Annotated in this window: 18 protein-coding genes and 2 pseudogenes; 11 read left to right on the forward strand and 9 right to left on the reverse strand. The window is 68.7% G+C overall.

The window, feature by feature from the left end; genetic code table 11:
- Positions 1 to 2: 2 nt before the first annotated feature.
- From J7J50_RS13885 to J7J50_RS13900, 4 genes are all read left to right on the forward strand, one after another.
- Positions 3 to 1,514 carry a HAMP domain-containing protein gene (locus J7J50_RS13885; protein WP_215059268.1) on the forward strand — a complete coding sequence of 504 codons (1,512 nt, stop codon included), beginning with the start codon at positions 3 to 5 and terminating at the stop codon, positions 1,512 to 1,514.
- Complete coding sequence (locus tag J7J50_RS13890) at positions 1,511 to 2,170, forward strand: response regulator transcription factor (protein WP_215059266.1); 660 nt, start codon at positions 1,511 to 1,513, stop codon at positions 2,168 to 2,170. Before J7J50_RS13885 ends, J7J50_RS13890 begins: the two co-directional genes overlap by 4 nt.
- Before the next feature lie 371 nt (positions 2,171 to 2,541).
- The gene (locus tag J7J50_RS13895; protein WP_215059263.1) at positions 2,542 to 5,697 is read left to right on the forward strand and encodes an autotransporter serine protease; all 3,156 of its coding nucleotides are present in this window, start codon (positions 2,542 to 2,544) and stop codon (positions 5,695 to 5,697) included.
- 380 nt (positions 5,698 to 6,077) lie between these two features.
- A complete protein-coding gene (locus tag J7J50_RS13900; protein WP_215059261.1) occupies positions 6,078 to 6,707 on the forward strand; it encodes a LysE family translocator in 630 nt (209 codons plus the stop codon).
- Positions 6,708 to 6,726: 19 nt separating this feature from the next.
- On the opposite strand, the gene J7J50_RS13905 is transcribed toward J7J50_RS13900, so the two are convergent.
- The gene (locus tag J7J50_RS13905; RefSeq protein WP_215059259.1) at positions 6,727 to 7,011 is read right to left on the reverse strand and encodes a DUF4031 domain-containing protein; all 285 of its coding nucleotides are present in this window, start codon (positions 7,009 to 7,011) and stop codon (positions 6,727 to 6,729) included.
- 155 nt (positions 7,012 to 7,166) lie between these two features.
- On the opposite strand from J7J50_RS13905, the gene J7J50_RS13910 reads away from it, so the two are divergent.
- Positions 7,167 to 7,556: a VOC family protein gene (locus J7J50_RS13910; protein ID WP_215059257.1), complete on the forward strand. Its 390-nt coding sequence runs from the start codon at positions 7,167 to 7,169 to the stop codon at positions 7,554 to 7,556.
- Between the two features lie 4 nt (positions 7,557 to 7,560).
- Here the strand turns inward: J7J50_RS13910 and J7J50_RS13915 are convergent, their stop codons facing one another.
- Positions 7,561 to 8,562 carry a DedA family protein/thiosulfate sulfurtransferase GlpE gene (locus J7J50_RS13915; protein WP_215059255.1) on the reverse strand — a complete coding sequence of 334 codons (1,002 nt, stop codon included), beginning with the start codon at positions 8,560 to 8,562 and terminating at the stop codon, positions 7,561 to 7,563.
- Positions 8,563 to 8,914: 352 nt separating this feature from the next.
- Between J7J50_RS13915 and J7J50_RS13920 the strand changes: the two genes are divergently transcribed.
- Together J7J50_RS13920 and J7J50_RS13925 are read left to right on the forward strand one after the other, a co-directional pair.
- Positions 8,915 to 9,724, forward strand: a complete 810-nt coding sequence (locus J7J50_RS13920; protein WP_215059253.1) for a class I SAM-dependent methyltransferase — start codon at positions 8,915 to 8,917, stop codon at positions 9,722 to 9,724.
- 634 nt (positions 9,725 to 10,358) lie between these two features.
- Complete coding sequence (locus tag J7J50_RS13925) at positions 10,359 to 10,574, forward strand: hypothetical protein (protein WP_057944444.1); 216 nt, start codon at positions 10,359 to 10,361, stop codon at positions 10,572 to 10,574.
- Between the two features lie 370 nt (positions 10,575 to 10,944).
- On the opposite strand, the gene J7J50_RS13930 is transcribed toward J7J50_RS13925, so the two are convergent.
- Positions 10,945 to 11,556, reverse strand: a complete 612-nt coding sequence (locus tag J7J50_RS13930) for a nucleotidyltransferase family protein (RefSeq protein WP_215059250.1) — start codon at positions 11,554 to 11,556, stop codon at positions 10,945 to 10,947.
- A gap of 3 nt (positions 11,557 to 11,559) precedes the next feature.
- Positions 11,560 to 12,576: an XdhC/CoxI family protein gene (locus tag J7J50_RS13935; RefSeq protein WP_251044568.1), complete on the reverse strand. Its 1,017-nt coding sequence runs from the start codon at positions 12,574 to 12,576 to the stop codon at positions 11,560 to 11,562.
- Between the two features lie 349 nt (positions 12,577 to 12,925).
- Between J7J50_RS13935 and J7J50_RS13940 the strand changes: the two genes are divergently transcribed.
- The 3 genes from J7J50_RS13940 to J7J50_RS13950 all read left to right on the forward strand — a co-directional run bounded on the left by J7J50_RS13940 (position 12,926) and on the right by J7J50_RS13950 (position 16,311).
- The gene (locus J7J50_RS13940; RefSeq protein WP_215059248.1) at positions 12,926 to 13,456 is read left to right on the forward strand and encodes a (2Fe-2S)-binding protein; all 531 of its coding nucleotides are present in this window, start codon (positions 12,926 to 12,928) and stop codon (positions 13,454 to 13,456) included.
- 64 nt (positions 13,457 to 13,520) lie between these two features.
- Positions 13,521 to 15,713, forward strand: a complete 2,193-nt coding sequence (locus J7J50_RS13945; RefSeq protein WP_215059245.1) for a xanthine dehydrogenase family protein molybdopterin-binding subunit — start codon at positions 13,521 to 13,523, stop codon at positions 15,711 to 15,713.
- A gap of 10 nt (positions 15,714 to 15,723) precedes the next feature.
- The gene (locus J7J50_RS13950) at positions 15,724 to 16,311 is read left to right on the forward strand and encodes a hypothetical protein (RefSeq protein WP_215059243.1); all 588 of its coding nucleotides are present in this window, start codon (positions 15,724 to 15,726) and stop codon (positions 16,309 to 16,311) included.
- Between the two features lie 578 nt (positions 16,312 to 16,889).
- Here the strand turns inward: J7J50_RS13950 and J7J50_RS13955 are convergent.
- From J7J50_RS13955 to J7J50_RS13975, 5 genes and pseudogenes are all read right to left on the reverse strand, one after another.
- Positions 16,890 to 17,783: pseudogene (locus J7J50_RS13955) on the reverse strand (cation diffusion facilitator family transporter); the annotation flags it as partial.
- A 119-nt stretch (positions 17,784 to 17,902) separates the two neighbouring features.
- Complete coding sequence (locus tag J7J50_RS13960; protein WP_215059291.1) at positions 17,903 to 21,121, reverse strand: CusA/CzcA family heavy metal efflux RND transporter; 3,219 nt, start codon at positions 21,119 to 21,121, stop codon at positions 17,903 to 17,905.
- Positions 21,122 to 21,158: 37 nt separating this feature from the next.
- Complete coding sequence (locus J7J50_RS13965; protein ID WP_215059240.1) at positions 21,159 to 22,139, reverse strand: efflux RND transporter periplasmic adaptor subunit; 981 nt, start codon at positions 22,137 to 22,139, stop codon at positions 21,159 to 21,161.
- Positions 22,136 to 23,476, reverse strand: coding sequence for a TolC family protein (locus tag J7J50_RS13970; protein WP_215059237.1), 1,341 nt, complete (start codon positions 23,474 to 23,476; stop codon positions 22,136 to 22,138). The genes J7J50_RS13965 and J7J50_RS13970 overlap by 4 nt, the downstream gene beginning before the upstream one ends.
- A gap of 105 nt (positions 23,477 to 23,581) precedes the next feature.
- Entirely contained in the window at positions 23,582 to 23,947 is a 366-nt protein-coding gene (locus J7J50_RS13975) for a hypothetical protein (protein ID WP_215059235.1), read from the reverse strand.
- A 263-nt stretch (positions 23,948 to 24,210) separates the two neighbouring features.
- On the opposite strand from J7J50_RS13975, the pseudogene J7J50_RS13980 reads away from it, so the two are divergent.
- Positions 24,211 to 24,517 (forward strand): annotated as a pseudogene (locus J7J50_RS13980) (hypothetical protein); the annotation flags it as partial.

A 24,517-nucleotide genomic window follows, 5' to 3' on the forward strand; every position in this document is an offset into this window, starting at 1 on the left:
CCATGAGCGAAACCGCCGCACGTCCGACGTCTGCTGCACGCGCGCCGGTGCGACGCTGGTGGAGCGGGCTGTTCTGGAAATGCCTGCTGTCGATGCTGATCGCCAGCTGGATCAGCACCGGCCTGCTGGCGATGCTGGGGCTGTACCTGACCCGCATCGAAGTGCGCGACCACATGGCGGCGCCGATGCTGGAAAGCCGGATGCGCCGCGAATTGCGGCAGATCGGCCCGATGCCCGGGCTGGCGAGGCTGCCGCGCGGCCAGTGCGAGGCGGTGCTGCAGGCGCTGGTGGTGCGTATCGTCGGCATGGACACGCCGGACTGGATGGCCAAGTACAGCTTCGCCGGCGGCACCCACAATCGCCGCATCGCGATCCGTTACCGCGATACCGACGGCCGCGGCTGCCAGTATCCGAGCCAGCCCAGCCCGCCGCTGGCGCAGGCACTGGAGGAAGCCGAGCACGAGGCCGAGGCGACCCACGGCGTGGCGCCGCGCCGCAACGAGCGCGACGGCGACTGGGTCAGCGTGGTGGCCTTGCCCTTGAGCGACACGCCCGGCGCGATCCTGAGCATGGGCCAGCATTCCGGCGGCTCGATGGCGACCTTCATGCGCGCGGATTCCGGCGACCTGGAAGGGTTGGTGATCTATCTGATGGTGATCAGCGCGATGTCGGCGGTGGCGGTGGCGACCTTGCTGACGCGGCGCATCCGTCACGCCGAGAACGCCGCCGACGCCTGGGCCGCGGGCGATCTGGTCGCGCGCATCCACGATCCCGGCCGCGACGAATTCGGGCGCTTGTCGCAGCGTTTCGATCGCATGGCCGACGCCTTGAGCGAAGTGATCCAGGTGCGCCAGGCGCTGGCGGTGTCGGAAGAACGCAACCGGCTGGCGCGCGATCTGCACGACACCGCCAAGCAGCGCAGCTTCGCGCTGGGACTGCAGCTGAGCGTGCTGGATCACCTGCACGAACGCGACGGCGGCGACGGCCGCGATCCGCGCCAGGGCGCGCTGATCAAGGCCGCGCTGGGCCTGACCGGGCAGTTGCAGCGCGATCTGGCCGACGTGATCCAGCGTTTCTCGGCGCCGACGGTGGCCGAGCAAGGCCTGCGCAAGGCGCTGGAGGATACGTTCTCGCATCTGCTCGGCGGCAGCGAAATCGAATGGCGATTGCTGCTGGACGGCGTGGCCGAGCGCGGCCTGAGCGAATTTCCGCAACACGCGGGACAATTGCTGCTGATCGCCACCGAGGCCGCCGCCAACAGCCTGCGCCACAGCGGCGCGCGCAGGATCGAGGTGGTGCTCAACAATTCCGGCAACCGTTACGGCTGGACCATCCAGGACGACGGCTGCGGCTTCATGCTCAGCGAGCACGAGACCACCGGCATGGGCCTGGCCAACATGCGCTTGCGCGCGCGTACCCTGCCGGGCGGGCGTTTCCGCATCGCCAGTTCCTCCAGCGGCACGGTGGTGACGGTTTCGTTCACGCTGGAACCCACGCAAGGAGTATCGGCATGACCACCTCGGTGCTGTTGGTCGATGACCATGAAGTGGTGCGCAAGGGCATCCGCAGCCTGCTCAGCCTGACCGACGATTTCGATGTGGTCGGCGAGGCCGCGGGCGGCGCCGAAGCGATCGGGCTGGCGCGCGATCTGGCGCCGGACCTGATCGTGATCGACCTGATGATGCCCGACGTGGACGGCGTGGAAGCGATCCGCGCGATCAAGAGCCTGAGCCCGCGCAGCGCGATCGCGGTGCTGACCTCGACCGACCAGGACGATCTGGCCTTCGCCGCGATCGAGGCCGGCGCGCAGTCGCTGTTGTTCAAGAGCATGCTCGGCGACGAGTTGCTGGCGACCCTGCGCCGCATCGCCGCCGGCGAGGCGGTGATCCATCCCTTCGTCGCCCAGCGCATCCTCAAGGCGGTGCGGCGCAAGCGCGAACCACGCGAAGACCCGTTCGCCTGCCTGACCGAGCGCGAGCTGGACGTGCTGCGCAAGCTCGCCGAGGGCGGCAGCAACGCGCGCATCGCCGCCGCGCTCAACATCGGCGAGAAGACGGTCAAGTCGCACCTGGGCAATGTCCTGGCCAAGCTGCATCTGGCCGATCGCACCGAGGCGGTGGCGTTCGCATGGCGGCGCGGGCTGATGTCGGGCGGGCAGGACGAGGGCTGATCCGGCGCGAGGCCGTATCGGCGGCGCGGGTGGATCGACTGCCGCGCGCGGCATCCGTACTCACTTGAATCGATCGGCGCATCGCCGCGGCGATGCGCGCGTTCGCGCGTGCACGGACGATGCGCGAATGGCGAGCGAATGGCCGATTTAACTCATTCGGCAAGGTCGTGCAACAGGCGCGCGCTGCACATGCACGTGTCGTTAGTCATGTCGGAATGACGCAAAAAGCAGGTAGGGGGTCGCGGCCACGCGTGCGTTTGTTAATGCACGGGTCGTTCCGGCGATCGCTTACTCGCGATGCGGTCCACGCATCCAGATGTTGCTGCTGCGCTCCCTCGGGCGCTTTCCACATGACAGGGGTTCATCCACAGATGCAAGGCATTATCCACGCTTCGCGCCCGCAGTTTTCGCAACGCACGCATACCCGCTCCCTGCTTTCGATCGCGATCCTCGGCGGTTTGCTCGCCGTATCCAGCGCGGTGTCCGCGCAAAGCGGCAACGGCCAGCCCGGCAATCCCGACAGCTGGCGCAGCGACGAATTCAACGCCGATTGGGGCCTGGCCGCGATCAACGCGCAGTACGCCTACGCGCGCGGCCTCACCGGCAAGGGCGTGCGTCTGGGCGTCTACGACAGCGGCACGGTGCTGGCGCATCCGGAGTTCGCCGGTAAGGACAATCGCGCCATCCAGATGGCCGATCTGCTCGACGACGGCACGTTCTGCACCAACACCAGCATCGTCAGCGGCCCGGGCGCGTGCTTCAGCTCGCGCGGCGATCAGGCCCAGGTGACCTACGTCGGCTTCAACGCCAACGTGCCGGACAACATCCGCCGCATCATCACCGCCGGCCCGTATGTGCAGCCGGGCTGGGAATACGAAAGCCACGGCACTCACGTCGGCGGCACCATCGCCGCCAATCGCGACGGCAACGGCATGCACGGCGTGTCGTTCGGTTCCGACCTCAGCGTGGCCAAGTGGGCGTTCAACAGCGCGCGCGAATGGCAGCGCGTCCCCACCGGCGGCTACAGCGTGGTCAGCCTGACCCGCGTCGGCGCCAATGAGGACACCATCGCGCGCATGTACCGGGACATGAACGATCAGGGCGTGCGCGCGCTCAATCACAGCTGGGGTCTGGCGACCGAGCCGGGCACCCTGGCCGATCTGGACGACATCCTCAACGATCCGGAAAACGCCGCGTACTTCGACGTGTTCGCCAAGGGCTCGCTCGACAAAGGCCTGCTGCAGGTGTGGGCGGCGGGCAATCACAACGTCGCCGGCGTGACGCCGGAGACTTCGCCGCAGGCCGGTCTCTACGCCAGCCTGCCGCGCGCGCGTCCGGACCTGGAGCCGTACTGGCTGACCGTCGTCAACATCATGCCGGACCTCACCCTCAGCAACCGCTCGATGCGCTGCGCGCAGGCGGCCAACTGGTGCGTGGCCGCGCCGGGCACGGTGATTCATTCCACCGTGGTCGGCGGCAGCGACGCGCTCAGCGGCGGACTGGTGAAGAATGCCGACGGCTCGATTTCCTTCAACGTCAACGCCGGCGGCCAGACTTACGAATACGACGACCTCAGCGGCACCTCGATGGCCGCGCCGCACGTTACCGGTTCGCTGGGCTTGTTGTTCGAACGCTTCCCGTATCTGGCCAGCACGCAAGTGCGCGACATCCTGCTGACCACCGCGACCGATCTCGGCGCGGCCGGCGTGGACGAAGTCTATGGCTGGGGTCTGGTCAATCTGCAAAAAGCCATCGACGGCCCCGGCCAGATCCGCGTCGATACCGATGTGGTGATGGACCGCCCGGGCGGCGGCGCCAAGGTCTGGACCGGCAAGGCCTGGGACGATTGGCGCAACAACATCGGCGGCCCCGGCGTGCTGACCAAGTCGGGCATCGGCTGGCTGCGCCTGAGCGGCAACAACAGTTTCGGCGGTCTCAACGTCAAGGACGGCGTGCTGGAACTCACCGGCAACAACAGTTACGCGGCGCAAGTCGAAGGCGGCACGCTGGTGGTCAACGGCACGTTGACCACAGCGCAGTTGCCGGTCCTCAAGGGCGGCGCGCTCGGCGGCAGCGGCCGCATCGTCGGCAACGTGCGCGTGGACGGCGCGGTGTCGCCGGGCAACTCGATCGGTACGCTGACGGTGCAGGGCGACTACACCCAGGCGGCCGGTTCGACCTATGTCGCCGAACTGTCGGCCGGCGGCCAGTCCGATCGCATCGACGTCACCGGCAAGGCCGCGCTGGAAGGCGGCAAGCTGGTGGTGCTGCATGCGCCGGGCCAGTACCTGCTGGGACAGAACTTCAATCTGATCAGCGCCGCCGGCGGCGTCAGCGGTCAGTTCGCTGCGATCGACCAGACCTCGTTCTCGCCGTTCCTGAAGTTCGGTCTGGCGTATTCGGCCAATCAGGTCGGCGTGGAAGTCACCCGCGGCGCCTCGATCGCCTCGGCTGCGACCACCGACAACCAGCGCGCCGCCGCGGGCGCGGCCGATCGGCTCGCCATCGCCCAGGGCCTGGCGCAGCCGCTGACGCAGTTGTTCCCGCAGCAGGCCTTGGCGGCGCTGGATTCGCTCAGCGGCGAAGGCCATGCCAGCCTGCGTTCGATCATGATCGACGACAGCCGCCACGTCCGCGATGCGGCGCTGGTGCGCGTGCGCGCCGGCCGCGGCGAGTTCGCCGCCGATGGCGACGGCGCTTCGCAGGGCGCGTGGATCGAAGTACTGAAGTCTGGCGGCACGCTCGACGGCGACGGCAACGCCGCGCGCAACGAGTACAACGGCTCGGCCACGCTGCTGGGTTACGACTACCGCTTCGCCAACGGTTGGCGCATCGGTGTGCTCGGCGGCAACGGCCGCACCGACAGCAACAACGATCGTCTCGACAAGGGCCGGATCAAGAGCACGCATCTGGGCGTGTACGGCGGCCAGAACTGGGGCCAGTTCAACCTCAGCGCCGGTGTCAGCTTCGCCCGCCAGGACGTCGATCTGGATCGCCGCATCGGCTTCAACGGTTTCGTCGATCGCACCCGCGCCTCCTACGATGCCGACAGCAAGCAGGGCTTCGTCGAGGGCGGTTATCGCTTCAACGCCGGCGCGTGGGAGTTCGAGCCCTACGCCCAGTTCGCCCAGGTGCGGGTGAGCACGGACGCGTTCCAGGAAAGCGGCGGCGCGGCCGCGCTGAGCGGCCGCAGCGTCGACAGCCGGGTCAATCTGTCCACCTTGGGTTTGCGTTTCAACGTCAACCTCAAGGGTTCGCAGCAGGACGACAGCTGGCTGAGCCTGCGCGGCGGCCTGGGCCGTCGCCACGCCAGCGGCGACCTGACCCCGGAAACCTCCGTGGCCTGGCGCGGCGGCAACGCCTTCACCGTCAGCGGCGCGCCGCTGGGCGAGGACGCCAATCTGGTCGAAGCCGGTATCGCCGCGCGCCTGAGCGCCAACGGCCTGCTGGAGCTGAGCTACAGCGGCCAGTTCGCCGACGAGGCGCACGACCACGGTATCAACGCACGCTACTCGCTGCGTTTCTAAGATCCCCTTCCCGAGAGGGGCAGCCCCGGAGCCGCGGCGATCTTGATCGTCGCGGCTCTTTTTTTGGTGGGGTGGGGTGGGGTGGAGCAAGAGCAAATCCCCCCTAACCCCCCTTTTTCAAAGGGGGGAACTGATTGTTGGGGGTGGGGGGATGGTGTGGGCTGATCGTTGCGCGCACTTGCCGAAGCTGCAGCAACCCATCGCCATCGCCTCCCGTCGAAACCCGGGACTCAATTCCCCCCTTTGAAAAAGGGGGGTAGGGGGGATTTGCTTTTGCTTTCGCCCCCACAGCGTTGCACCCACCCACCTCATCGCAACGCCCGCCATGAGCGATGATGACACTCCGGCGCCGCGGCCCGCGCCTACCTGGAGGAGATGCGATGTTCGAGCTGTCGTCGTTACTGGCGTTCGCCGGCCTGGCCTTGGTGATGGTGCTGACTCCGGGACCGAACATGGTTTACCTGGTTTCGCGCTCGATCTGCCAAGGCCGCCGCGCCGGACTCGTCTCGCTGGCCGGCGTAGGCATCGGTTTCTTCTTCTATCTGTTCGCGGCCGCATTCGGCATCACCGCGCTGCTGTTCGCGGTGCCCTACGCCTACGACGCCCTGCGCATCGGCGGCGCGGTGTACCTGCTGTGGATGGCCTGGCAGGCGCTCAAGCCGGGCGGCCGCTCGCCGTTCCAGGTGCGCGAACTGGCGCCCGACAGCCCGCGCCGCTTGTTCGTGATGGGCCTGCTGACCAGCCTGCTCAATCCCAAGGTCGCGATGTTCTATCTGGCCCTGCTGCCGCAGTTCATCGATCCGCACAAGAGCGTGATGATCCAGTCGCTGGCGCTGGGCAGCCTACAGATCTGCATCAGCGTCGGGGTTAATGCGCTGATCGTCGCCGGAGCCGGCGGCATCGCCGGTTTCCTGTCCGGACGGCCGCGCTGGGCGGCCGCGCAGCGCTGGGTCATGGGCGGCGTGCTGTCGGCGCTGGCTGTGCGCATGGCGGTGGACGCGCGCCGCTGAGCGCGCGCCGCGGCAGCGCTCAGGGCGCGCGACCGCTGGCCTGATCGCGCGCGCGCTGGATGATCGCGCGCACTTGCGCGCGGTCGCGGTGGCGCGAGATCGCCACCGCGCCCAATTGAATCGCGCGCTCGCGCATCCGCGCGGTGACGTCGTAATGGCAGCCGCTGAGCTTGTCCTGGAACGCCGCACGCGGCTTGCCCAGCCGTTGGGCGAAGGCATGCAACTCGTCGAGGGTGTCGGCCATCAGATGGGCCCAGCGCTCGCCGCGCCAGGGCCACACGGCGTCATCGACGTAGACGGTCATGCGCTTCTCCACAGGGCGGGCGGCGCGGCGTGGGCACCGGGTCGGGTTTCAGCGCCGCCGCGCGCGGACGGTCGCATCGGCGCGGGACGCATGATCGGAGAATATCGGACAATCGGGGCATCGCGAGCGAACCTCCGCCGCTCGCCGGAGCGGTTATGCGGCTGTCGTCCATCCATCACGTCGCGATCATCTGTTCCGACTACGCGCGCTCCAGGCATTTCTACACCCAGGTGCTGGGCCTGCGCGTGCTGGCCGAGGTCTATCGCGATGCGCGGCGCTCGCACAAGCTCGATCTGGCGCTGCCCGACGGCGGCCAGCTGGAACTGTTTTCCTTTCCCGATCCGCCGCCGCGGCCGTCCTATCCGGAAGCCTGCGGCCTGCGTCACCTGGCCTTCGCCGTGGACGACATCGACGCCTGCGTGAGCGAGCTGCAAGGCCACGGCATCGCGGTCGAAGCGGTGCGCGTGGACGAATACACCGGCCGCCGCTACACCTTCTTCGCCGATCCCGACGATCTGCCGATCGAGTTCTACGAGCGCGGCTGAGCGCTTACGACTGGGCCACGGCATCGATCGGATCGACGCGGGCGAGCATCGCCGCGGCCTGTTCGGCCGTGGCCACCGAATACCCTTGCGCGCGCCAGGCCTCGAAGCCGCCGGCCAGCGGACGCACGCGCTTGAAGCCGCGCCGCTTGAGTTCGCGGGCGAGGGTGGCGGCGGAGGCTTCGTTCGGGCAATCGCAATAGACGATGACTTCCTCGCGCCGCTCCGGCGGAATGCCGGTCAGGCTGTCGTCGCCCAGGGTCGCGACGAAGATCGCTCCGGGAATCCAGCCCGAACTGTCGCGCTGCTGGTGCGAGCGCACGTCCAGGATCGTCGGGCCGCCGCCTTGTTCCAGCAACTGGCCCAGCTCGGCCACCGAGATGCGCGCCATGCGCAGCTCGTGCAGGAACCACTGGCGCTTGAGCAGCTTGTAGCCCACCAAGCCCGCGATCAGCACCAGAATCAAGACCAGACCGTACCGGCCCAACGTCTCCAACCCATCCAGCAAATCATTCACCGCGCGATGAAACACCGCGCCCAGCGCCACCGCCACGCCCGCCCACAGCAGCGCGCCCAGGCCGTCGTAGAACGCGAACCGCCGCGGGCTGGTGCCGGTTTCGCCGGCCAGCGTGGTCGCCACCGCGGCGAAGCCCGGCACGAACTTGGCTACCACCAGCGATGGCGCGCCCCAGCGCGCGTAGATGCCGCGGGTCATCAGCACGCACGAATCCGGCGACAGCGACAGCTTGCACATCAGCTGCAGCAGGGCCGCGCCGATCCGCCGTCCGCCCAGGTACCACAGGCTGTCGGCGAGCACGGCGGCGAGAGCGGCGGCCAGCAGGATCGGCACCAGCGCCAGCGCGAGGCTGGGCTGCTGGTCCACCGCCACCGCCGCGGTCACGATGATCGGCGGATACGCCGGCACCGGCAGCCCGCCCTGATCGAGGAACACGCTGACGAAGACCACGAGCAGGCCGTAGGTCTCGATCAGATGCAGCAACGTGTCCATCGATGAGGTCCCGGGGAATCGCGCCGTCGGCGCGCAAAGGCGATGGCCGGCAGTCTCTGCCCGCGCGCGGCGGCGCGCAATCGCAGCAGGGCGACGGATCGTTGCGGTGGTGAGGTTCGAGGGCCGTGGCGGCGGGGGCGAGGGCCACGCACCGTGCGCGATGGGCGCGCAGCCTGCGCGGGAGCCCGCGCAACGCCGATCGGCCGGGACGCGAACGGCAGGCATGGCATCGTTGTCCGCGGCGCGGACCGGCCGTCGCCCTACGCTCCGGCGTCACATCGTCGGCCGCACAATGCGCGCACGCTGGCGCGGCGCTGGATCGCGTCAACCGTCGTCGCCACCGGAGTGTCCGATGCGCCTGGAAGGCAGTCAGGAAACCCTGCTGATCACGCTCTACGCCAAGGCCGTGGACAACCGCTCCACGCCGTCGATCCTGCACGATGCCCTGGCCGACGATCTGGTCCGCCGCATCGACTACCACTTCGAACGCTTCGGCCTGAGCCCCTACGACATCCGCGGCCTGGCGCTGCGCTCGCGCATCATCGACGGCTGGACCCGCGCGGCGCTGCAAGCGCGCGCCGATACGCTGGTGCTGCATCTGGCCTGCGGCCTGGATTCGCGCATCTACCGGGTCGATCCGTCGCTGGAGGTGGATTGGATCGACATCGATTTCCCGCAGGTGATCCAGCTGCGCCGCGATCTGTTGCCGCAGCGCCTGGGCCGCTACCGGACCCTGGCCAGCAACGTGATGGAGCCGGACTGGATCGCCAAGCTCGATAACGACCGCCCCGTGCTGGTGATCGCCGAAGGCCTGTTTCCGTACCTGGACGAGGATCGCGCGCGCGAACTGATGCGGCGGCTGATCGAGCACTTCCCGCAGGGCGGGCAATTGCTGTGCGATGTCTACAGCCGCCTCGCGCTGCGCCTGCTGCGCAACGCGCAGATGATCCGCGTGACCCAGGCGCGCATCGGCGAATGGGGCCCGAACGGCGCCAACCAGCTGGAAACCTGGCATCCGCGCCTGCAGTTCGTGGACGAACCGCATTACGCGCAACTGCCGGAAATGGACGCGCTGCCGTTGCCGCAGCGCTGGCTGTTCAAACTCTACGATCGCTCGCGCTGGCTGCGCAGCCTGGGCCGCGTGGTGCGCTATCGGTTCTGATGCGCGAGCAAGCGAAGCGCCGCCGCCGATCCGGTTGAACCCGGATCACTCGAATACAACGAAGCCACCGCCGTTGCCCCCTTTAGAAAAAGGGGGCGGCGTCCGCGCAGCGGACGCGGGGGATTTGCGCTTTTGCCTTTCGAGCGCCGACCCAACCCCATACGCACATTGACCAGATCGATCAGCGAGCGTTCCAGGCGGCAAGCCGCCGGACGGGGCGATCGGCCGCAAGATAGGCCGGCTCAAGGCGTCGGTGTACCGGACGCCCTGCGAGGGTTTCGCGGTCTTGCAGCCCCGGCTGGACGGAGCATCCGGCGCGGCCCTGGACCCGTAAATACCCGGGTCGGAACAGCGGGAAACCGGTTTGAATGACCTAGCGACCACGGAATATTTCAACCGTGAAGCAGGTCCATATGAATAAATGGCATCACAAGTCCACCGTTACTTTTGAAACCTGTGACGCTTGGCACATCAGATTAGGAAAATTCCTACACGCTTACGAGGACTTCGACGACGGTTTCCTGTTCACGCAACAAGCATCTTTTGATCGCTCCGACGGCACTACCGAGTCACAGGTTCGCTTAGGCGGACATCCCCCGGACCGGGCCGGCTGAACTTTCCACAAGGATGACCCATGTTTCGCGTCGAACTGAAGCAGCGTGATGGCAGCGACGACAGTGCGCTGGCTGTGGCGATTGCCGAGATCACGCAGGAGTACCGCAGCGCCGAAGCGGCGTTGAAGTCTGTGCTGCCGCAGGCCAGGAAGTACGCCGCGCATGCTCCCAAGGGGCTGTGGTTGCGTATTTACGATGCCGATTCGCAGCCCGTGTTTGGCACGCTGGTTCCCTAGGGCCGGCGTGCGGTTTGCGCCGCCCGGCTGACAGGGAGTCTGGCCGGGCGGCGCGGGCCAACCGCAGAGGTGTACAAAAGCGGAGCCCCCGAAGCCGAAAAAATCGGCTGCTTTTCTCCCCGTCCCTCGCGACTACGAACCCCGAGCTTCGAAGGCCGAGGTCCGCCAGCGGGAGTTGCGCGTCCGCTTTTGCTCGTCATTCCCGCGAACGCGGGCTCTGCTTTACTTCGGCGGAGCCGAACATCCAGCGGCTTCAAACGTTCTCGCACGAAAGGCCCTGGATTCCCGCGTTCGCGGGAATGACGGTAGGGGAGGGCGTGCGCAGGGCTGGTGGTTTCGATAAGCGACTCCAGCGCCATCTCTCAAGCCCTCATTCCCCCGCCGAAACAGAATCAATCCACCCCCGGACAATAGCCGCCTCAACGTCCCCAGGCGTATCCAGATCCTGCTCCAACTCCGGCGCCTGCAACCGCCAAACCGACCCCGCCGCCTGCCGCGCCAGCGCCGCGCCGAACCCTCGATCGCCCTGCAAGTCGGTCGCCTCGCGCCACAACGCCGGCGCGATCAAGGCCGGCACGCCCAGCGCCTGCCGATGCAACGTGGCCGCGCACCCTGACGAAGCCCCCGCCGCGCCCGCGACCAAGGCGCGCAGATGCGCCGCCTCCAAAGCCGGCTGATCGCAGCCCAGCACCAGCACCGATCCGTCGAACTCGGCCAAGGATCGCGCCGCCGCCTGCAGGCTGCTGGCCATCCCCTGTTCCCAGTCGGCATTGATCGAGACGGTCACATCCAAGTCGGCCAGAGCCGCCCGCATCGTTTCGTGCCGCGCCCCCAGCACCACCAGCACCCGCGCGGCGCCGCTGTCCAGCGCCAAGCGCGCGGCGCGATGCAGCAAGGTCTCGCCGTCGCGGGTCAGCAGTTGCTTGGGCCGCCCCAGGCGGCGGCTGGCGCCGGCGGCGAGCACCACCGCGACGTGCGCCATCGCTCAGTGCCCGCCGTGCAGATGCTGCTGCAACTGCGAGGCGATGCTCAGCGCGATCGCCTCGGGGCCGTCGCCGCCCAGCGGCAGGCCGATCGGCGAATGCAGGCGCGGCAGCAGCGAGTCGCGCGCCGAGGCCGGCAACACCCGGAACAAGTCCTCGCGCCGCCGCGTCGGCCCCAGCAGGCCGACGAAACCGATGCCCTGGCCGCCGCTGGTTTCGGCCAGATGCTCCAGGGCCTCGCGATCGAGTTCGAAATGGTGGTGCATGACCAGCGCCGCGTCGTGCGCGCGCGCGGTCGCCAGCGCCTGCGCCGGGCTGCGCGCGAGCGCGTGATCGGCCAGCGCGCCCAGGCCGCACCAGCGCGGGCGGCGCTCGACCAGGGTCGTCATCCAGCCCAGCGTGCGCAGCAGCGGCAACAGCGTCGGCGTTTCCGGGCCGCCGCCGAACACCAGCACCGACGGCGGCGCGGCGACTTCCAGTTTCCATTCGCCCGCCGCATCGGCCGGCCACGGCGGCGTGTTGACCGGCAAGGTCCAGCGCAGACGCTCCTCGCCGACCGCGGCCGAGACCGCGCCGGAGCCGCGAATGTCCAGGCGCAGATCGCCGTGGCCGCGCTGCCATTCGTCGATCAGCGCCGGCCAGCCGCGCAACGCCGCCAGCGGCAGCAGCGCCAGCCGCAGGCGGCCGCGGCAGCCGACCGCGGAACCGGCGAACAGGTCTTCGTCGCTGCGCGTGTCGATGTCCATCCACTCGATGCCCTGCGACTGCGCGGCCTGCGCGGCGCGCAGTTCGATGTCGGGTTCGATGCAGCCGCCGCTGAGCCAGCCGATCTGGCCCTCGCGCGCGCCGAACAGCGCCAGCGCGCCGGGACGCACATACGTGGAGCCTTCGGTTTCCAGCACCACCGCCAGCGTGGCCGGGTCGCCGCGCGCGGCGGCGGTGGCGCTGGTTTCGATCACCGCGCGCATCCCGCCGGAGGCGAGGCGCGGTGCGGAGGACGGTTCCGGCGAGTCGGCCATGTGCGGCGCCCATGCGCGGTGGATGGGCCGAGTCTAGAACGATCGCGGCCACCGCCGCACGCCTCGTTCACAAGCCGGGCCGGCGCGCTGCAGTTTTGGGCAAGCGCGCACGGTCTGTGTTCATGCCAAAAATGCCTGCAGGCAAGCGCGATCGACAAAACCCGCGGCCGCCGGTGCGCCGCGACGGCGTCGATTGGGCCGCGCGCGCCTGGAGTTTTCGGCAAGCATCGCGCGCTGTGAATCGGGCGATCGCCGTCAAGCAACGCCGACATCGCGACCTTCGCGTTATGGCGACGCGGCGTCGGCAAGAGTAGGCTCGAAGCACCCCAGCCGTCGCCAGGGAATCCGCATGAAGCTCAACGTCAATGGCATCGAGCACGATATCGATGCGCCGCCCGACATGCCGCTGCTGTGGGCGCTGCGGGATCTGATCCATCTCACCGGAACCAAGTTCGGCTGCGGCATCGCCCAATGCGGCGCATGCACCGTGCATGTCGATGGCGCGCCGCGGCGCGCCTGCGTCACTCCGGTGTCCACGGTGGAAGGCAAGAACATCCTCACCATCGAAGGCCTGTCCAAAGACGGCAGCCATCCGGTGCAGCGCGCCTGGGCCGAGATCGACGTGGTCCAGTGCGGCTACTGCCAGTCCGGGCAGATCATGTCCGCGGCGGCGTTGCTGGCGAAGATTCCCGCGCCCAGCGATACCGATATCGATCAGGCCCTGTCCGGCAACATCTGCCGCTGCGGCACGTACCCGCGCATCCGCGCGGCGGTGAAGCGCGCGGCCGAACTCGGCGCCGGCCATGCGGCCGCCGCCGCGCCGCCCGATCTCCCGTCGATGCTGTTGCCGTCGGTGACCGTGCCGGCGCGGACGGCCTGATCGCGACACCCGATACGCCGGGCGGCGCGTCGATGCGCCGCGCCCGTCACGCGTTTGCAAGGAGATGTCCGTGAACACCCTTGATCTGGATGCGCCCTCGCGGCGTCGCTTCATCAAAAACACCGCCTTGATCGGCGGCGGCCTGGTGATCGGTTTCGTCGTGCCCGGCGCGAAACGTTTCGCCGAGGCCGCGCCCGCGCAGGCCGCGGCGGTATCGGCCGGCTTCGTGCCCAACGCGTTCTTGCGCGTGGGCGCCGACGACACCGTCACCGTGCTGTTGTCGCATTCGGAAATGGGCCAGGGCATCTGGACGGGGCTGGCGATGTTGATCGCGGAAGAGCTCGACGCGGACTGGTCGAAGATCAAGGTCGAACACGCGCCGGCCGACGACGCCTACGCGCACACCATGTTCCACATGCAGATGACCGGCGGCTCGACCAGCACCTGGACCGAGTTCGACCGCTACCGGCAGGCCGGCGCCACCGCGCGCGCGCTGTTGGTCGCGGCCGCGGCGCAGCGCTTCGGCGTGCCGGCCGATCAGGTGCGCACCGAGAAGGGCGTGGCGATCGCCGGCGATCAGCGCGCCAGTTACGGCGAGCTCGCCGCCGCCGCGGCCAAGCTGTCGGCGCCGGCTGCCGCGCCCGCGCTCAAGCAGGCCAAGGACTGGACGATCATCGGCAAGTCCACGCGCCGCCTGGACGGCCCGGAGAAGATCACCGGCCGCGCCAAGTTCGGCATGGACGTGCAGTTCGACGGCTTGATGACCGCGGTGGTGGCGCGCGCGCCGGTGTTCGGCGGCACGGTCAAATCCTTCGACGCCGGCAAGGCCAAGGCGGTGCCGGGTGTGCGCGACGTGGTGCAGGTGCCCAGCGGCGTGGCGGTGATCGCGGATCATTATTGGGCGGCCAAGCAGGGTCGCGATGCCTTGGTCATCGATTGGGACCTCGGCCCCAACGCGGGCCTGGACAGCGGCAAGCTGCGCGAGGAATTCCGCCGCCTCGCCGCCACCGAAGGCGCCGTCGCCAGCCAGGCCGGCGATGTCAAAGGCGCGCTCGGCAAAGCGGCGAAGACGCTGGAAGCCGAATACAACGTGCCGTATCTGGCGCACGCGCCGATGGAGCCGCTCAACTGCACGGTCAAGATCGAAGGCGGCCGTTGCGAGATCTGGACCGGCACCCAGTTCCAGACCATGGACCAGAAGATCGCCGCGGAAATCCTCGGGATCAAACCCGATCGGGTGAAGATCCACACCATGTTCCTCGGCGGCGGTTTCGGCCGGCGCGCGACGCCGACCTCCGACTTCGTGCGCGAGGCCGTGCACGTGGCCAAGGCCGCGGGCAAGCCGGTCAAGACGGTGTGGTCGCGCGAGGACGACGTGCGCGGCGGTTACTACCGGCCGATGTATCTGCAGCGCGCGCGCATCGGCGTAGACGCGCAGGGCTTGCCGATGGCGTGGCAGCACGTGATGGTCGGCCAGTCGATCATCGGCGGCACGCCGTTCGAATCGGCGATGGTCAAGAACGGCATCGACGCGACCTCGGTCGAAGGCGTGGCCGATTCGCCGTACATCAAGGGCCTGAAGGATCATCGCGTCGATCTGCATTCGCCCAGGACCGGCATTCCGGTACTGTGGTGGCGCTCGGTCGGCCACAGTTACAACGCGTTCGTGATGGAGAGCCTGATCGATGAACTCGCGCACGCGGCCGGGCAAGATCCGGTGGCGTATCGGCGCAGCTTGCTGAAAGACCATCCGCGCCATCTGGCGGCCTTGAATCTGGTCGCGGAGAAATCCGGCTGGGGTACGAAGTTGCCCAAGGGCCGCGCGCGCGGCGTGGCGGTGCACGAGTCGTTCAAGAGCTACATCGCCCAGGTCGCGGAAGTGTCGCTGATCGATGTGCCCGGCGGCGGCCGCGGCATCCGCGTGGATCGGTTCGTCTGCGCGATCGACTGCGGTCTGGCGGTCAATCCCGACGGCGTGCGCGCGCAAATGGAATCGGGCATCAACTTCGGCCTGGGCGCGGCGCTGCACAGCGCGGTGACGTTCAAGGACGGGCGCGTGCAGGAATCCAATTACCACGACTACCGCGTGCTGCGCCTGGACGAAGCGCCGAAGATCGAGGTGCACATCGTGACCAGCGCGGACGAAATGGGCGGCGCCGGCGAACCGGGCACCGCGCCGGTCGCCGCCGCGGTCGCCAATGCGGTGTTTGCGCTGACCAAGCAGCGGCTGCGCGAACTGCCGCTGCGGCTGGCCTGAGGAGACGACGATGCGAGCATTAGCTTTTGTCCTGCCGGCGCTGGCCCTGATTCCGATCCTGGCGGTGTTCAACGCCGGCTCCAAGCCGGCGCCGCCGAGCGATGCGGGCGCGATCGCCGCGTTCGCCACGGTGCAGAAAGTGTTCCAGCACCCGCGCTGCCAGAATTGCCACATCCCCGGCGACAGCCCGCTGCAGTTCGACGCCGGCCTGCCGCATGCGATGGGCGTGGTGCGTGGGCCCGAAGGCAAGGGCGCGGCCGGTCTGCCGTGTTCGACCTGCCACGGCGAAGCCAATCTTCCCGCCAGCTACGGCGCCAACGCGCCGCCGGGCGCGCCGCATTGGCAGTTGCCGCCGCCGCAGCACAAGATGGCCTGGATCGGCCTGCCGGCGCCGAAGCTGTGCGCGCTGATCAAGGACAAGAGCAGCAACGGCGGCCGCGATTTCGCCGCGCTGATCAAGCACGTCAGCGAAGACAAGCTGGTGCTGTGGGGCTGGGCGCCGGGCGGCGCGCGCGAACCGGTGCCGGTGCCGCATCCGCAGTTCGTGGAGGCGTTCAAGACTTGGGCGGATGCGGGGGGGCCTTGCCCCAGGCAGTGAGGCTGCGGTGGCTGAAGACATCCCGCGATAAAGCCCCTCTCTCGCTGGCGGGAGAGGGAATCGATCGTGGCCAGTTCCCACTTTCGCGGACGAAAGCCCCTCTCCCGCTTGCGGGAGAGGGGTTGGGGTGAGGGTGGCGCGCAAGGAGCAAAAGCATTCGCGCCTTTGGCGCTCATTCCCCTCACCCTAGCCCTCTCCCGCAAGCGGGAGAGGGAATCAATCGTGGCCAGTTCCCAGTTTCGCGGACGAAAGCCCCTCTCCCGCTGGCGGGAGAGGGGTTGGGGTGAGGGTGACGCGCAAGGCGCAAAAGCATTCGCGCCTTCGGCGCTCATTGCCCTCACCCTAGCCCTCTCCCGCAAGCGGGAGAGGGAATCAAGCGGGGTCAGTCCCACTTCACAGGCGAAAGCCCCTCTCCCGCTTGCGGGAGAGGGGTTGGGGTGAGGGTGACGCGCAAGGAGCAAAAGCATTCGCGCCTTTGGCGCTCATTCCCCTCACCCTAGCCCTCTCCCGCAAGCGGGAGAGGGAATCAATCGTGGTTCCGCTTCACTTTCGCAGGCGGGAAGCGCGAATCACGGATGCGGACTGTCGCAAGCCTCATCCCCGCAAGCCGCCGCCTCGATCTGCAGCGTGCAATGCTCGATGCCATAGCGCTCATCGAGCAGCTTCGCCAACTCCCGCCGCAACGCCTCGCCGTCCACGCCTTGTGCGACGACCAGATGCGCCGTCATCGCCGGCGTGCTCGATCCCAGCGACCACACATGCAGATCGTGCACGTCGCTGACGCCCTCGGCCGAGGACAACAGCGCACGCACTGCATCCAGGTCGATGCCGCGCGGCACGCCTTCCATCAGCACGTTGCCGGCCTCGCGCAGCAGCGTCCAGGTGCGCGGCAACACCCACAGGCCGATCAGCACGGCCAGGATCGGATCGACCACAGTCCAGCCGGTCAGGCGGATCACGATCGCGCCGGCGATCACCGCCACCGAGCCGAGCATGTCGCTCCACACTTCCAGGTAGGCGCCTTTCATGTTCAGGCTTTCGCCGCTGCCGGCGCTGAGCAGGCGCATCGCGATCAGGTTGACCGCAAGGCCTAGGGATGCGATCACCAGCATGCCGGTGGTCGCGATCTGCGGCGGCTGGCTGAAGCGTCCGACCGCTTCCCACAGGATGTACGCGGCCACCGCGAACAGCATCAGGCCGTTGGCCATCGCGCCTATCGCTTCCATGCGCACGTAGCCGAAACTGCGCTTGGCGTCGGCCGGTTTCCGGCTCAGCCGCACCGCGGTCAAGGCGATCATCAACGCCAGGGTGTCGGTGCCCATGTGCGCGGCGTCCGACAACAGCGCCAGGCTGTTGGTGAGGAAGGCGCCGATGACTTCCGCGATGAGGAAACCGCCGGTCAGGCCCAGCGCCCACCACAGCGGACGCTCGTGACGGATCGCGGTGGTGCCGTGGTCGTGTCCACTGCCCATGTCGATTCTCCCGGTTGCGGGCCGCCACGACAGCGGCGGCCCATTGAAACGCAGCGCGCGTGAGCGGCGCGCTATCGCGGTAGAGGACCGCCGTTGCCGGCGGTCCGTGAAGCGCGCCGTCAGTGCGCGGGCGCGGCCTGGGGCGGCGATTGCGGCACCGGTTCGCGCTCGCGTTCCTGCGCGTCGTTGCGATGCAGCCAGCGGTACAGCACCGGCAGCACCAGCAAGGTCAGCAGGGTCGAAGACACGATGCCGCCGATCACCACCGTCGCCAGCGGCCGCTGCACTTCCGAGCCGGCGCCGACGTTGAAGGCCATCGGGATGAAGCCCAGCGAGGCCACCAACGCCGTCATCAGCACCGGCCGCAGACGGCCGAGCGCGCCATCGACGATGGCGTTGTCGAGCGGGTCGCCTTGTTCGCGCAATTTGCGGATGAAGGCGATCATCACCAGGCCATTGAGCACGGCCACCCCCGACAAGGCGATAAAGCCCACGCCGGCCGAGATCGACAACGGAATCCCGCGCAGCGCCAGCGCGATCACCCCGCCGGTCAAGGCCAGCGGCACGCCGCTGAACACGATCGCCGCATCCTTGGCCGAACCGAAGGCCATGAACAACAAGGCGAAGATCAGCACCAACGTCACCGGCACCACGACCGCCAGACGCTGGCTGGCCGAGATCAACTGCTCGAAGGTGCCGCCGTAGCCGATCCAATAGCCTTCCGGCAGTTTCACTTGCGCATCGATGCGCTGGCGCAACTCGCCGACGAAACCGCCCAGGTCGCGATCGCGCACGTTCGCCGTCACCACGATGCGGCGCTTGCCGTTCTCGCGATTGATCTGGTTCGGGCCGAGCACCGATTTGATCTTGGCGACCTCGCGCAGCGGCACCGTGCGCGGCGCCCCGGCGAGCCAGGTGGCGTCGCGGCTGGATTCGTCGCGATCGCCGCTGGCGGCCGGCAACGGAATCGGCAGATCGGCCAGCGCGGCCGGGTCCTGGCGCAAGCCTTCGGGCAGGCGCACCACCAGATCGAAACGGCGGTCGCCTTCGAACAACTGCCCGGCGACCTCGCCGCCGACCGCGGTCGCCACCGCGTCCTGCACCGCGACCGGGTTGAGGCCGTACACCGCCAGCGCGCGCGGATCGGGCTCGATGCTCAGCATCGGCAGACCGGTGACCTGCTCGGTCTTGATGTCGGCCGCGCCGGGCACGCGCTTGGCCACCGCCTCGATGCGCTGCGCGACCCTTAGCAACTGCTGCAGATCGTCGCCGTAGACCTTGACCGCGACATCGGCGCGCACGCCGGAGATCAACTCGTTGGTGCGCATCTGGATCGGCTGGGTGAACTCGAAGTTGCTGCCGGGCAGGGTGCCGGCGATGGCCTGGATCTCCTCCATCAGCGCCGCCTTGGGCTTGCCCGGATTGGGCCAGCGCTCGCGCGGCTTGAGCATCAGGAAGGTGTCCGCGACCGACGGCGGCATCGGGTCGCTGGCGACTTCGGAGGTGCCGATCTTGCTGAAGACGCGTTCGACTTCGGGCATGGCCATGAACGCCTGCTCCATCGTCTTCTGCATCGTCACCGACTGGGTCAGGCTGGTGCCGGGGATGCGCATGGCCTGCACCGCGACATCGCCTTCGTCCAGGCTGGGGACGAACTCGGTGCCCATGCGCGTGGCCAGCGCGGCGCTGACGATCACCAGCGCGGCGGTGCCGGCGACCACGATCGCGCGGCTGCGCAGCGCCCAGGCCAGCGCCGGCTCGTAGCGGCGCTTGATCCAGGCCATGGCGCGGTTTTCCTTCTCGGCCACCTTGCCGCCGAGGAAGATCGCCACCGCCGCCGGCACGAAGGTCAGCGACAACAGCATCGCGCCGGTCAGCGCCAGCACCACGGTGATCGCCATGGGATGGAACATTTTTCCTTCGATGCCGCTGAGCGCGAAGATCGGCAGATACACCGCGGTGATGATGCCCAGGCCGAACAGGCTGGGGCGGATCACTTCGGCGGTGGCCGAGGCGGTGAGGTCGTGGCGCTCTTCATCGCTCATCTGCCGGCCGAGCAGATGCTGTTGCTCGCCGAAGCGGCGCAGGCAGTTCTCGATGATGATCACCGCGCCATCCACGATCAGGCCGAAGTCCAGCGCGCCCAGGCTCATCAGATTGCCCGACACGCCGCCGCGGACCATGCCGGTGATGGTGAACAGCATCGCCAGCGGAATCACCAGCGCGGTGATCAGCGCGGCGCGAAAATTGCCCAGCAGCAGGAACAGCACCGCCACCACCAGCAAGGCGCCTTCGACCAGGTTCTTCGACACCGTGGCGATGGTGCGATCGACCAGCGAGGTGCGGTCGTACACGGCGTTGGCGCTCACGCCCTTGGGCAGACTGGCGTTGGCCGCTTGCAGTTTGCTCGCTGCGGCTTGCGATACGTCGCGGCTGTTGGAACCGACCAGCATGAAGACGGTGCCCAGCACGACTTCATGGCCATTCTGGGTGGCCGCGCCGCTGCGCAGTTCCGGGCCTTCGCCGACCTGGGCCACGTCGCGCACGCGGATCGGCACGCCGTCGCGGCGGTCGAGCACGATCTCGCCGATCGCTTCGGTCTTGGCGATCTGTCCCGGCACCCGCACCAGGAACTGCTCGCCGTTGCGCTCGATGTAACCGGCGCCGACGTTCTGGTTGTTGGCCGCCAGCGCGGCGACCACGTCGCGCTGGGTCAGGTTCAACGCGCGCAACCGCGCCGGGTCGGGCGTGATGTGGATCTGCCGCGCGTAGCCGCCGATGGTGTTGACCTCGGTGACGCCGGGCGTGTTGCGCAGTTGCGGGCGGATCACCCAATCCTGCAGCGTGCGCAGGTCGGTCGCGGTGTAGGCCGAACCGTCGGGCTTGCGCGCCTTGGGATCGGCATCGACGGTGTACATGAAGATCTCGCCCAGGCCGGTCGCGGTCGGGCCGAGTTCGGGTTCCAGGCCGGCCGGGATCTGCGACTTCACCTGCTGCAGGCGCTCGGCGACTTGCTGCCGGGCGAAGTACAGGTCGGTGCCGTCCTTGAACACCACGGTGACTTGCGAAAGACCGTAGCGCGAGAGCGAGCGCGTGTAATCGAGTTTGGGCAGGCCCGCCAGCGCGGTCTCGATCGGAAAGGTCACCCGTTGTTCGGCCTCCAGCGGCGAGTAGCCGGGCGCCTGGGTGTTGATCTGCACCTGCACGTTGGTGATGTCGGGGGTGGCGTCGATCGGCAGCTTGCCGAAGCTCCACACGCCCACGGCGATCAGCGCCAGGGTCAGCGCGAGCATCAGCCAGCGATGGCGGATGGCGAAGCGCAGGATGCGTTCGAGCACGCCGGGACTCGCATCGGCGGAAGGGGTGGCGCGGCGCTCAGTGTTCATGCGAGGCCCCGGCTTTTTCGATGTCGGCCTTGATCAGGAAGCTCTGTTCGACCACGACCTGTTCGCCGGCCTTCAGTCCCGAGAGCACTTCCACGCGTTTGGCGTCGCGGCGGCCCAGCTTCACCGGCCGCGCGCTGTAGCGCTCGCCTTCGCGCACGAACACGACATCGCCGTCGTCCATGCGCTGCAACGCGGTCAGCGGCACCGCCAGCGCCACCGGCTGCTGTTCCACGGTGACCCGCGCGCGCACCGCCGAGCCCGGACGCCACAGACCGTCGGCGTTCTTGATCGAGGCGCGCGCGACCGTGCTCTGGCTGGCGGTGGCGGTGCCGGGCAGGATGCGATCGAGCGTGGTATCCACGCCGTTGTCGTCGCCCATGCGCATCACCGTGACCGGCAGGCCCGGACGCAGATGCGAAGCGTCGGCGCCGAACACGTGCAGATCGACCCACAGCGTGGACAGATCGGCGATCTCGAACAGCGCCGTGCCTTCGACCGCGACCTCGCCGACCGAAGCGTTGCGCGCCAGCACCACGCCGGAGATCGGCGCGGCAACGCTGTAGGTGGTCAGGCTCAGATTGCTGTCGATGGTGGCGAGGGTTTGCCCGGCGCTGACGCGGTCGCCGACGTTGGCGCGCAGCGAGCGCACCGGCCCGGGATAGCGCGCGGTGATGCGCGCGACACGGCCTTCCAGCGGCGTGATCAGGCCTTGCACTTCGTGCTCGTCGGCGACCGTGCCGGGGCCGGCGGGCGCCACGCCGATGCCGGAGCGGCGCGCGATCTCATTGCGGATCACCGTGCTTTCGGCTTTCTCTTCCTCGCCTTCGCCGTGGCCGGCGCCGGGTTCGGCGTGATTGCCTTCGATGTTCTTCGCGGCCGCTTCGGTTTGTTCCGGTTTCTTGTCCGCGCCGCCGCAGGCGCTCAGACTCAGGGCCAGCAGGCCCGCGGCGATCAACAATTCGGGCTTCATGGGCGGGCTCCTGCGGGATGGGGCGATGCGGCGAGAAACGATTCGCCGGTGAGACGCTGGATTTCGATCAGCGCCAGTTGCGCGTCGAGCGCGGTGTCCAGGCGCTGTTTGCGCACGGCCACGCTTTCGGCCTGCAACATGGCCAGTTCCAGATAGCTGATGGCGCCGGCTCGGTAGGCGTATTCGGCGGCTTTCTCCGCGCGTTCCAGGCGCGGCAGCACGTCGTCCTTGAGCCGCGTCACTTCCAGCGCGCCGACCCGGTAGCGGCCGTGCGCTTCGACCAGGGTCGAGTACAGCGACATGCCCTTGGCTTCGCGTTCGGTCTCCAGCACCGTCAGTTCCGCCTGCGCGCCGCGAATGCCGGGCTCGGCGCGGTCGCGCGCGCCCAGCGGCATGGCGACGCTGCCGATCAGGGCCATGTCGCTGCCGTCCTGCAGGCGGCGCACGCCGAGTTGCCAGCTCAGATCGGGCGTGGCCTGGCTCTGGGCCAGACGCACGCGCGCCTCGCCGATGCGGCGCGCGTCGTTGAAGCGCGCCAACTCCGGCGTGCGTTCGAGCAGGCTCGCCAGCGCGGCGGTGTCCTGGATCGGCGCCAGCGCATACGGATCGCCGGCCACGGTGGCGAAGCCGGGATCGCGTTCGCCCCACAATGCGGCCAGATGCTGGCGCGCGGCCAGCAGCGATTGCTCGCCGCGGCTGCGTTCCAGCTCGGCGCGCGCCTGCGCGGCCTGCGCGGTCAGCAACCCGGATTCCGGCGACGCGCCGGCCTCCAGGCGCTGGCGCGCGGCGGCGACGCTGCGCTTGCGCTGGGCGATGTCGAACTGGGCCAGTTCGATGCGGCGCTGCGCGGCGACGATGGCCAGATAGCGGCGCGCGGTTTCGGCCAGCAAGTCCAGGCGCCGGCCTTCGCGATCGACCGCGAGCGCATCGATGCGGCTTTGCGCGAACGCGCGGCGCGCGTCGAGCTTGCCGCCGCGTTCGAACACCGAGGCCAGGCTCAGAGTGATTTCCGCGCCGCTGATACCGCTGACGGCGCCGGTGCCGAGCACGTTGTCCACCGCCAGGCCGGCGATAAGGGCCGGTTTCTGCGCGGCGATGTCGCGCTCGGCCTGCAGCACCGAACGTTGATCGCCGAACAGACGCAGGTCCGGATGGCTGTCGCCGATGCGCGCGTAGGCATCGTCGAGGGTGAACACCGAACCGGCGCGCGGCGCGGCGGACGCGTTCGCCGCAGCGAGCGTGCCGGGTGGGGAAGCGGGAGCAAGGGGCGGCCGCGCCTGTGCCGAAAAGCACAGCGCAGCCGTCAGGGCGGCCAAGGCCGCCGGACGCAAACGCATGGGGTATCTCCTGGATCGCTGAAGACGCCGGCGCGGTCGCAAAGCGACGGCACGCGCACGGCGAGGACGGGCGTCAGCCCGGGCCGGCCCGGGGCCGGCAGCGGATCAGGCGGAGATGGGTGGGCGGAACGGCACCACGGTCGGGGTCGGCACGAACGCGGTCGAATGCGCCGGCAGCGCCTGCGCGGTGGCCGGCGCGAGCAGGCCCAGGTCGATGCGCGGCAGCAACGCGGCCTGCATCGCGCAGCAATGGCTCAGGTGCCATCGCGAGTCGCCGCAGCCGTCGGGATCGTGCTGCGGTTGGCCGTCGGCGTGGCGATCGCCCTCGTGCTGCAGCGCCGTGGCCGCGCTGGGCGCCAGTTCGCCGATCTCGCTGGCGAACGCCAACACCGGCTTGACCAGCATCACCGCGATCAACACGGCGAAGACCAGATAGCGCGAGGCAGCGGCGAGGGCGGACGAAGCGGACATGCGGCGATGATAGAAGCCGCCGCCGCCGCAATACAATTTCAGCCTTGCTGGCATCGTTCAGGTGCCGCCATGCATCCATCGGCCGGATTGCGCATCACGCCGGCGCGCCGGTGCCGCCATAATCCGCGCCGCGCGGCAGGACGCTCAGCAGATGGACGCGGTTTCGTCCACCAGGATAGGCAAGGGCGATGCAGTACCCGCGTCACATCCTGTGCCTAATCTGCGCGCGGATTACGCAGTTTCGCGGTACAGGGGGTTGAGCAGTGAAGGTTGTGACCAAGCCGGCGCGCATCGTCGCCGCTGGCCTGTGGGCGCGCTCCGCGGTGCGCGCATCCGCGCGCGTCGTGCTCGGCGCGAGCGTGGGTTTGAGCGTGTTGTTGGCCGGATGCGGTTCCGGCGAATCCTCCCGGGCGGCGCCGGCCGCATCGGCTCAGGCCGACGCGGCGGAAGCGGCCGCGCCGTTGCCGCCGGCATTGACCGAACTCGACGCCGACGGCCTGCGCGCCCGGGCCGCGCAGGCCCTGCGCGAACAGCGCATCCACACTCCGGCCGGCGACAGCGCGGTCGACT

This window comes from Lysobacter sp. ISL-50 (assembly GCF_018612875.1).
Taxonomy (GTDB): Bacteria; Pseudomonadota; Gammaproteobacteria; order Xanthomonadales; family Xanthomonadaceae; genus Lysobacter.

What these genes read in the sequence shown, in the direction of transcription:
- J7J50_RS13885 (WP_215059268.1), top strand. Translation starts at nt 3, where the DNA reads ATGAGCGAAACCGCCGCACGTCCGACGTCTGCTGCACGCGCGCCGGTG.
- J7J50_RS13890 (WP_215059266.1), top strand. Translation starts at nt 1,511, where the DNA reads ATGACCACCTCGGTGCTGTTGGTCGATGACCATGAAGTGGTGCGCAAG.
- J7J50_RS13895 (WP_215059263.1), top strand. Translation starts at nt 2,542, where the DNA reads ATGCAAGGCATTATCCACGCTTCGCGCCCGCAGTTTTCGCAACGCACG.
- J7J50_RS13900 (WP_215059261.1), top strand. Translation starts at nt 6,078, where the DNA reads ATGTTCGAGCTGTCGTCGTTACTGGCGTTCGCCGGCCTGGCCTTGGTG.
- J7J50_RS13905 (WP_215059259.1), bottom strand. Translation starts at nt 7,011, where the DNA reads ATGACCGTCTACGTCGATGACGCCGTGTGGCCCTGGCGCGGCGAGCGC.
- J7J50_RS13910 (WP_215059257.1), top strand. Translation starts at nt 7,167, where the DNA reads ATGCGGCTGTCGTCCATCCATCACGTCGCGATCATCTGTTCCGACTAC.
- J7J50_RS13915 (WP_215059255.1), bottom strand. Translation starts at nt 8,562, where the DNA reads ATGGACACGTTGCTGCATCTGATCGAGACCTACGGCCTGCTCGTGGTC.
- J7J50_RS13920 (WP_215059253.1), top strand. Translation starts at nt 8,915, where the DNA reads ATGCGCCTGGAAGGCAGTCAGGAAACCCTGCTGATCACGCTCTACGCC.
- J7J50_RS13925 (WP_057944444.1), top strand. Translation starts at nt 10,359, where the DNA reads ATGTTTCGCGTCGAACTGAAGCAGCGTGATGGCAGCGACGACAGTGCG.
- J7J50_RS13930 (WP_215059250.1), bottom strand. Translation starts at nt 11,556, where the DNA reads ATGGCGCACGTCGCGGTGGTGCTCGCCGCCGGCGCCAGCCGCCGCCTG.
- J7J50_RS13935 (WP_251044568.1), bottom strand. Translation starts at nt 12,576, where the DNA reads ATGGCCGACTCGCCGGAACCGTCCTCCGCACCGCGCCTCGCCTCCGGC.
- J7J50_RS13940 (WP_215059248.1), top strand. Translation starts at nt 12,926, where the DNA reads ATGAAGCTCAACGTCAATGGCATCGAGCACGATATCGATGCGCCGCCC.
- J7J50_RS13945 (WP_215059245.1), top strand. Translation starts at nt 13,521, where the DNA reads ATGTCCGTGAACACCCTTGATCTGGATGCGCCCTCGCGGCGTCGCTTC.
- J7J50_RS13950 (WP_215059243.1), top strand. Translation starts at nt 15,724, where the DNA reads ATGCGAGCATTAGCTTTTGTCCTGCCGGCGCTGGCCCTGATTCCGATC.
- J7J50_RS13965 (WP_215059240.1), bottom strand. Translation starts at nt 22,139, where the DNA reads ATGAAGCCCGAATTGTTGATCGCCGCGGGCCTGCTGGCCCTGAGTCTG.
- J7J50_RS13970 (WP_215059237.1), bottom strand. Translation starts at nt 23,476, where the DNA reads ATGCGTTTGCGTCCGGCGGCCTTGGCCGCCCTGACGGCTGCGCTGTGC.
- J7J50_RS13975 (WP_215059235.1), bottom strand. Translation starts at nt 23,947, where the DNA reads ATGTCCGCTTCGTCCGCCCTCGCCGCTGCCTCGCGCTATCTGGTCTTC.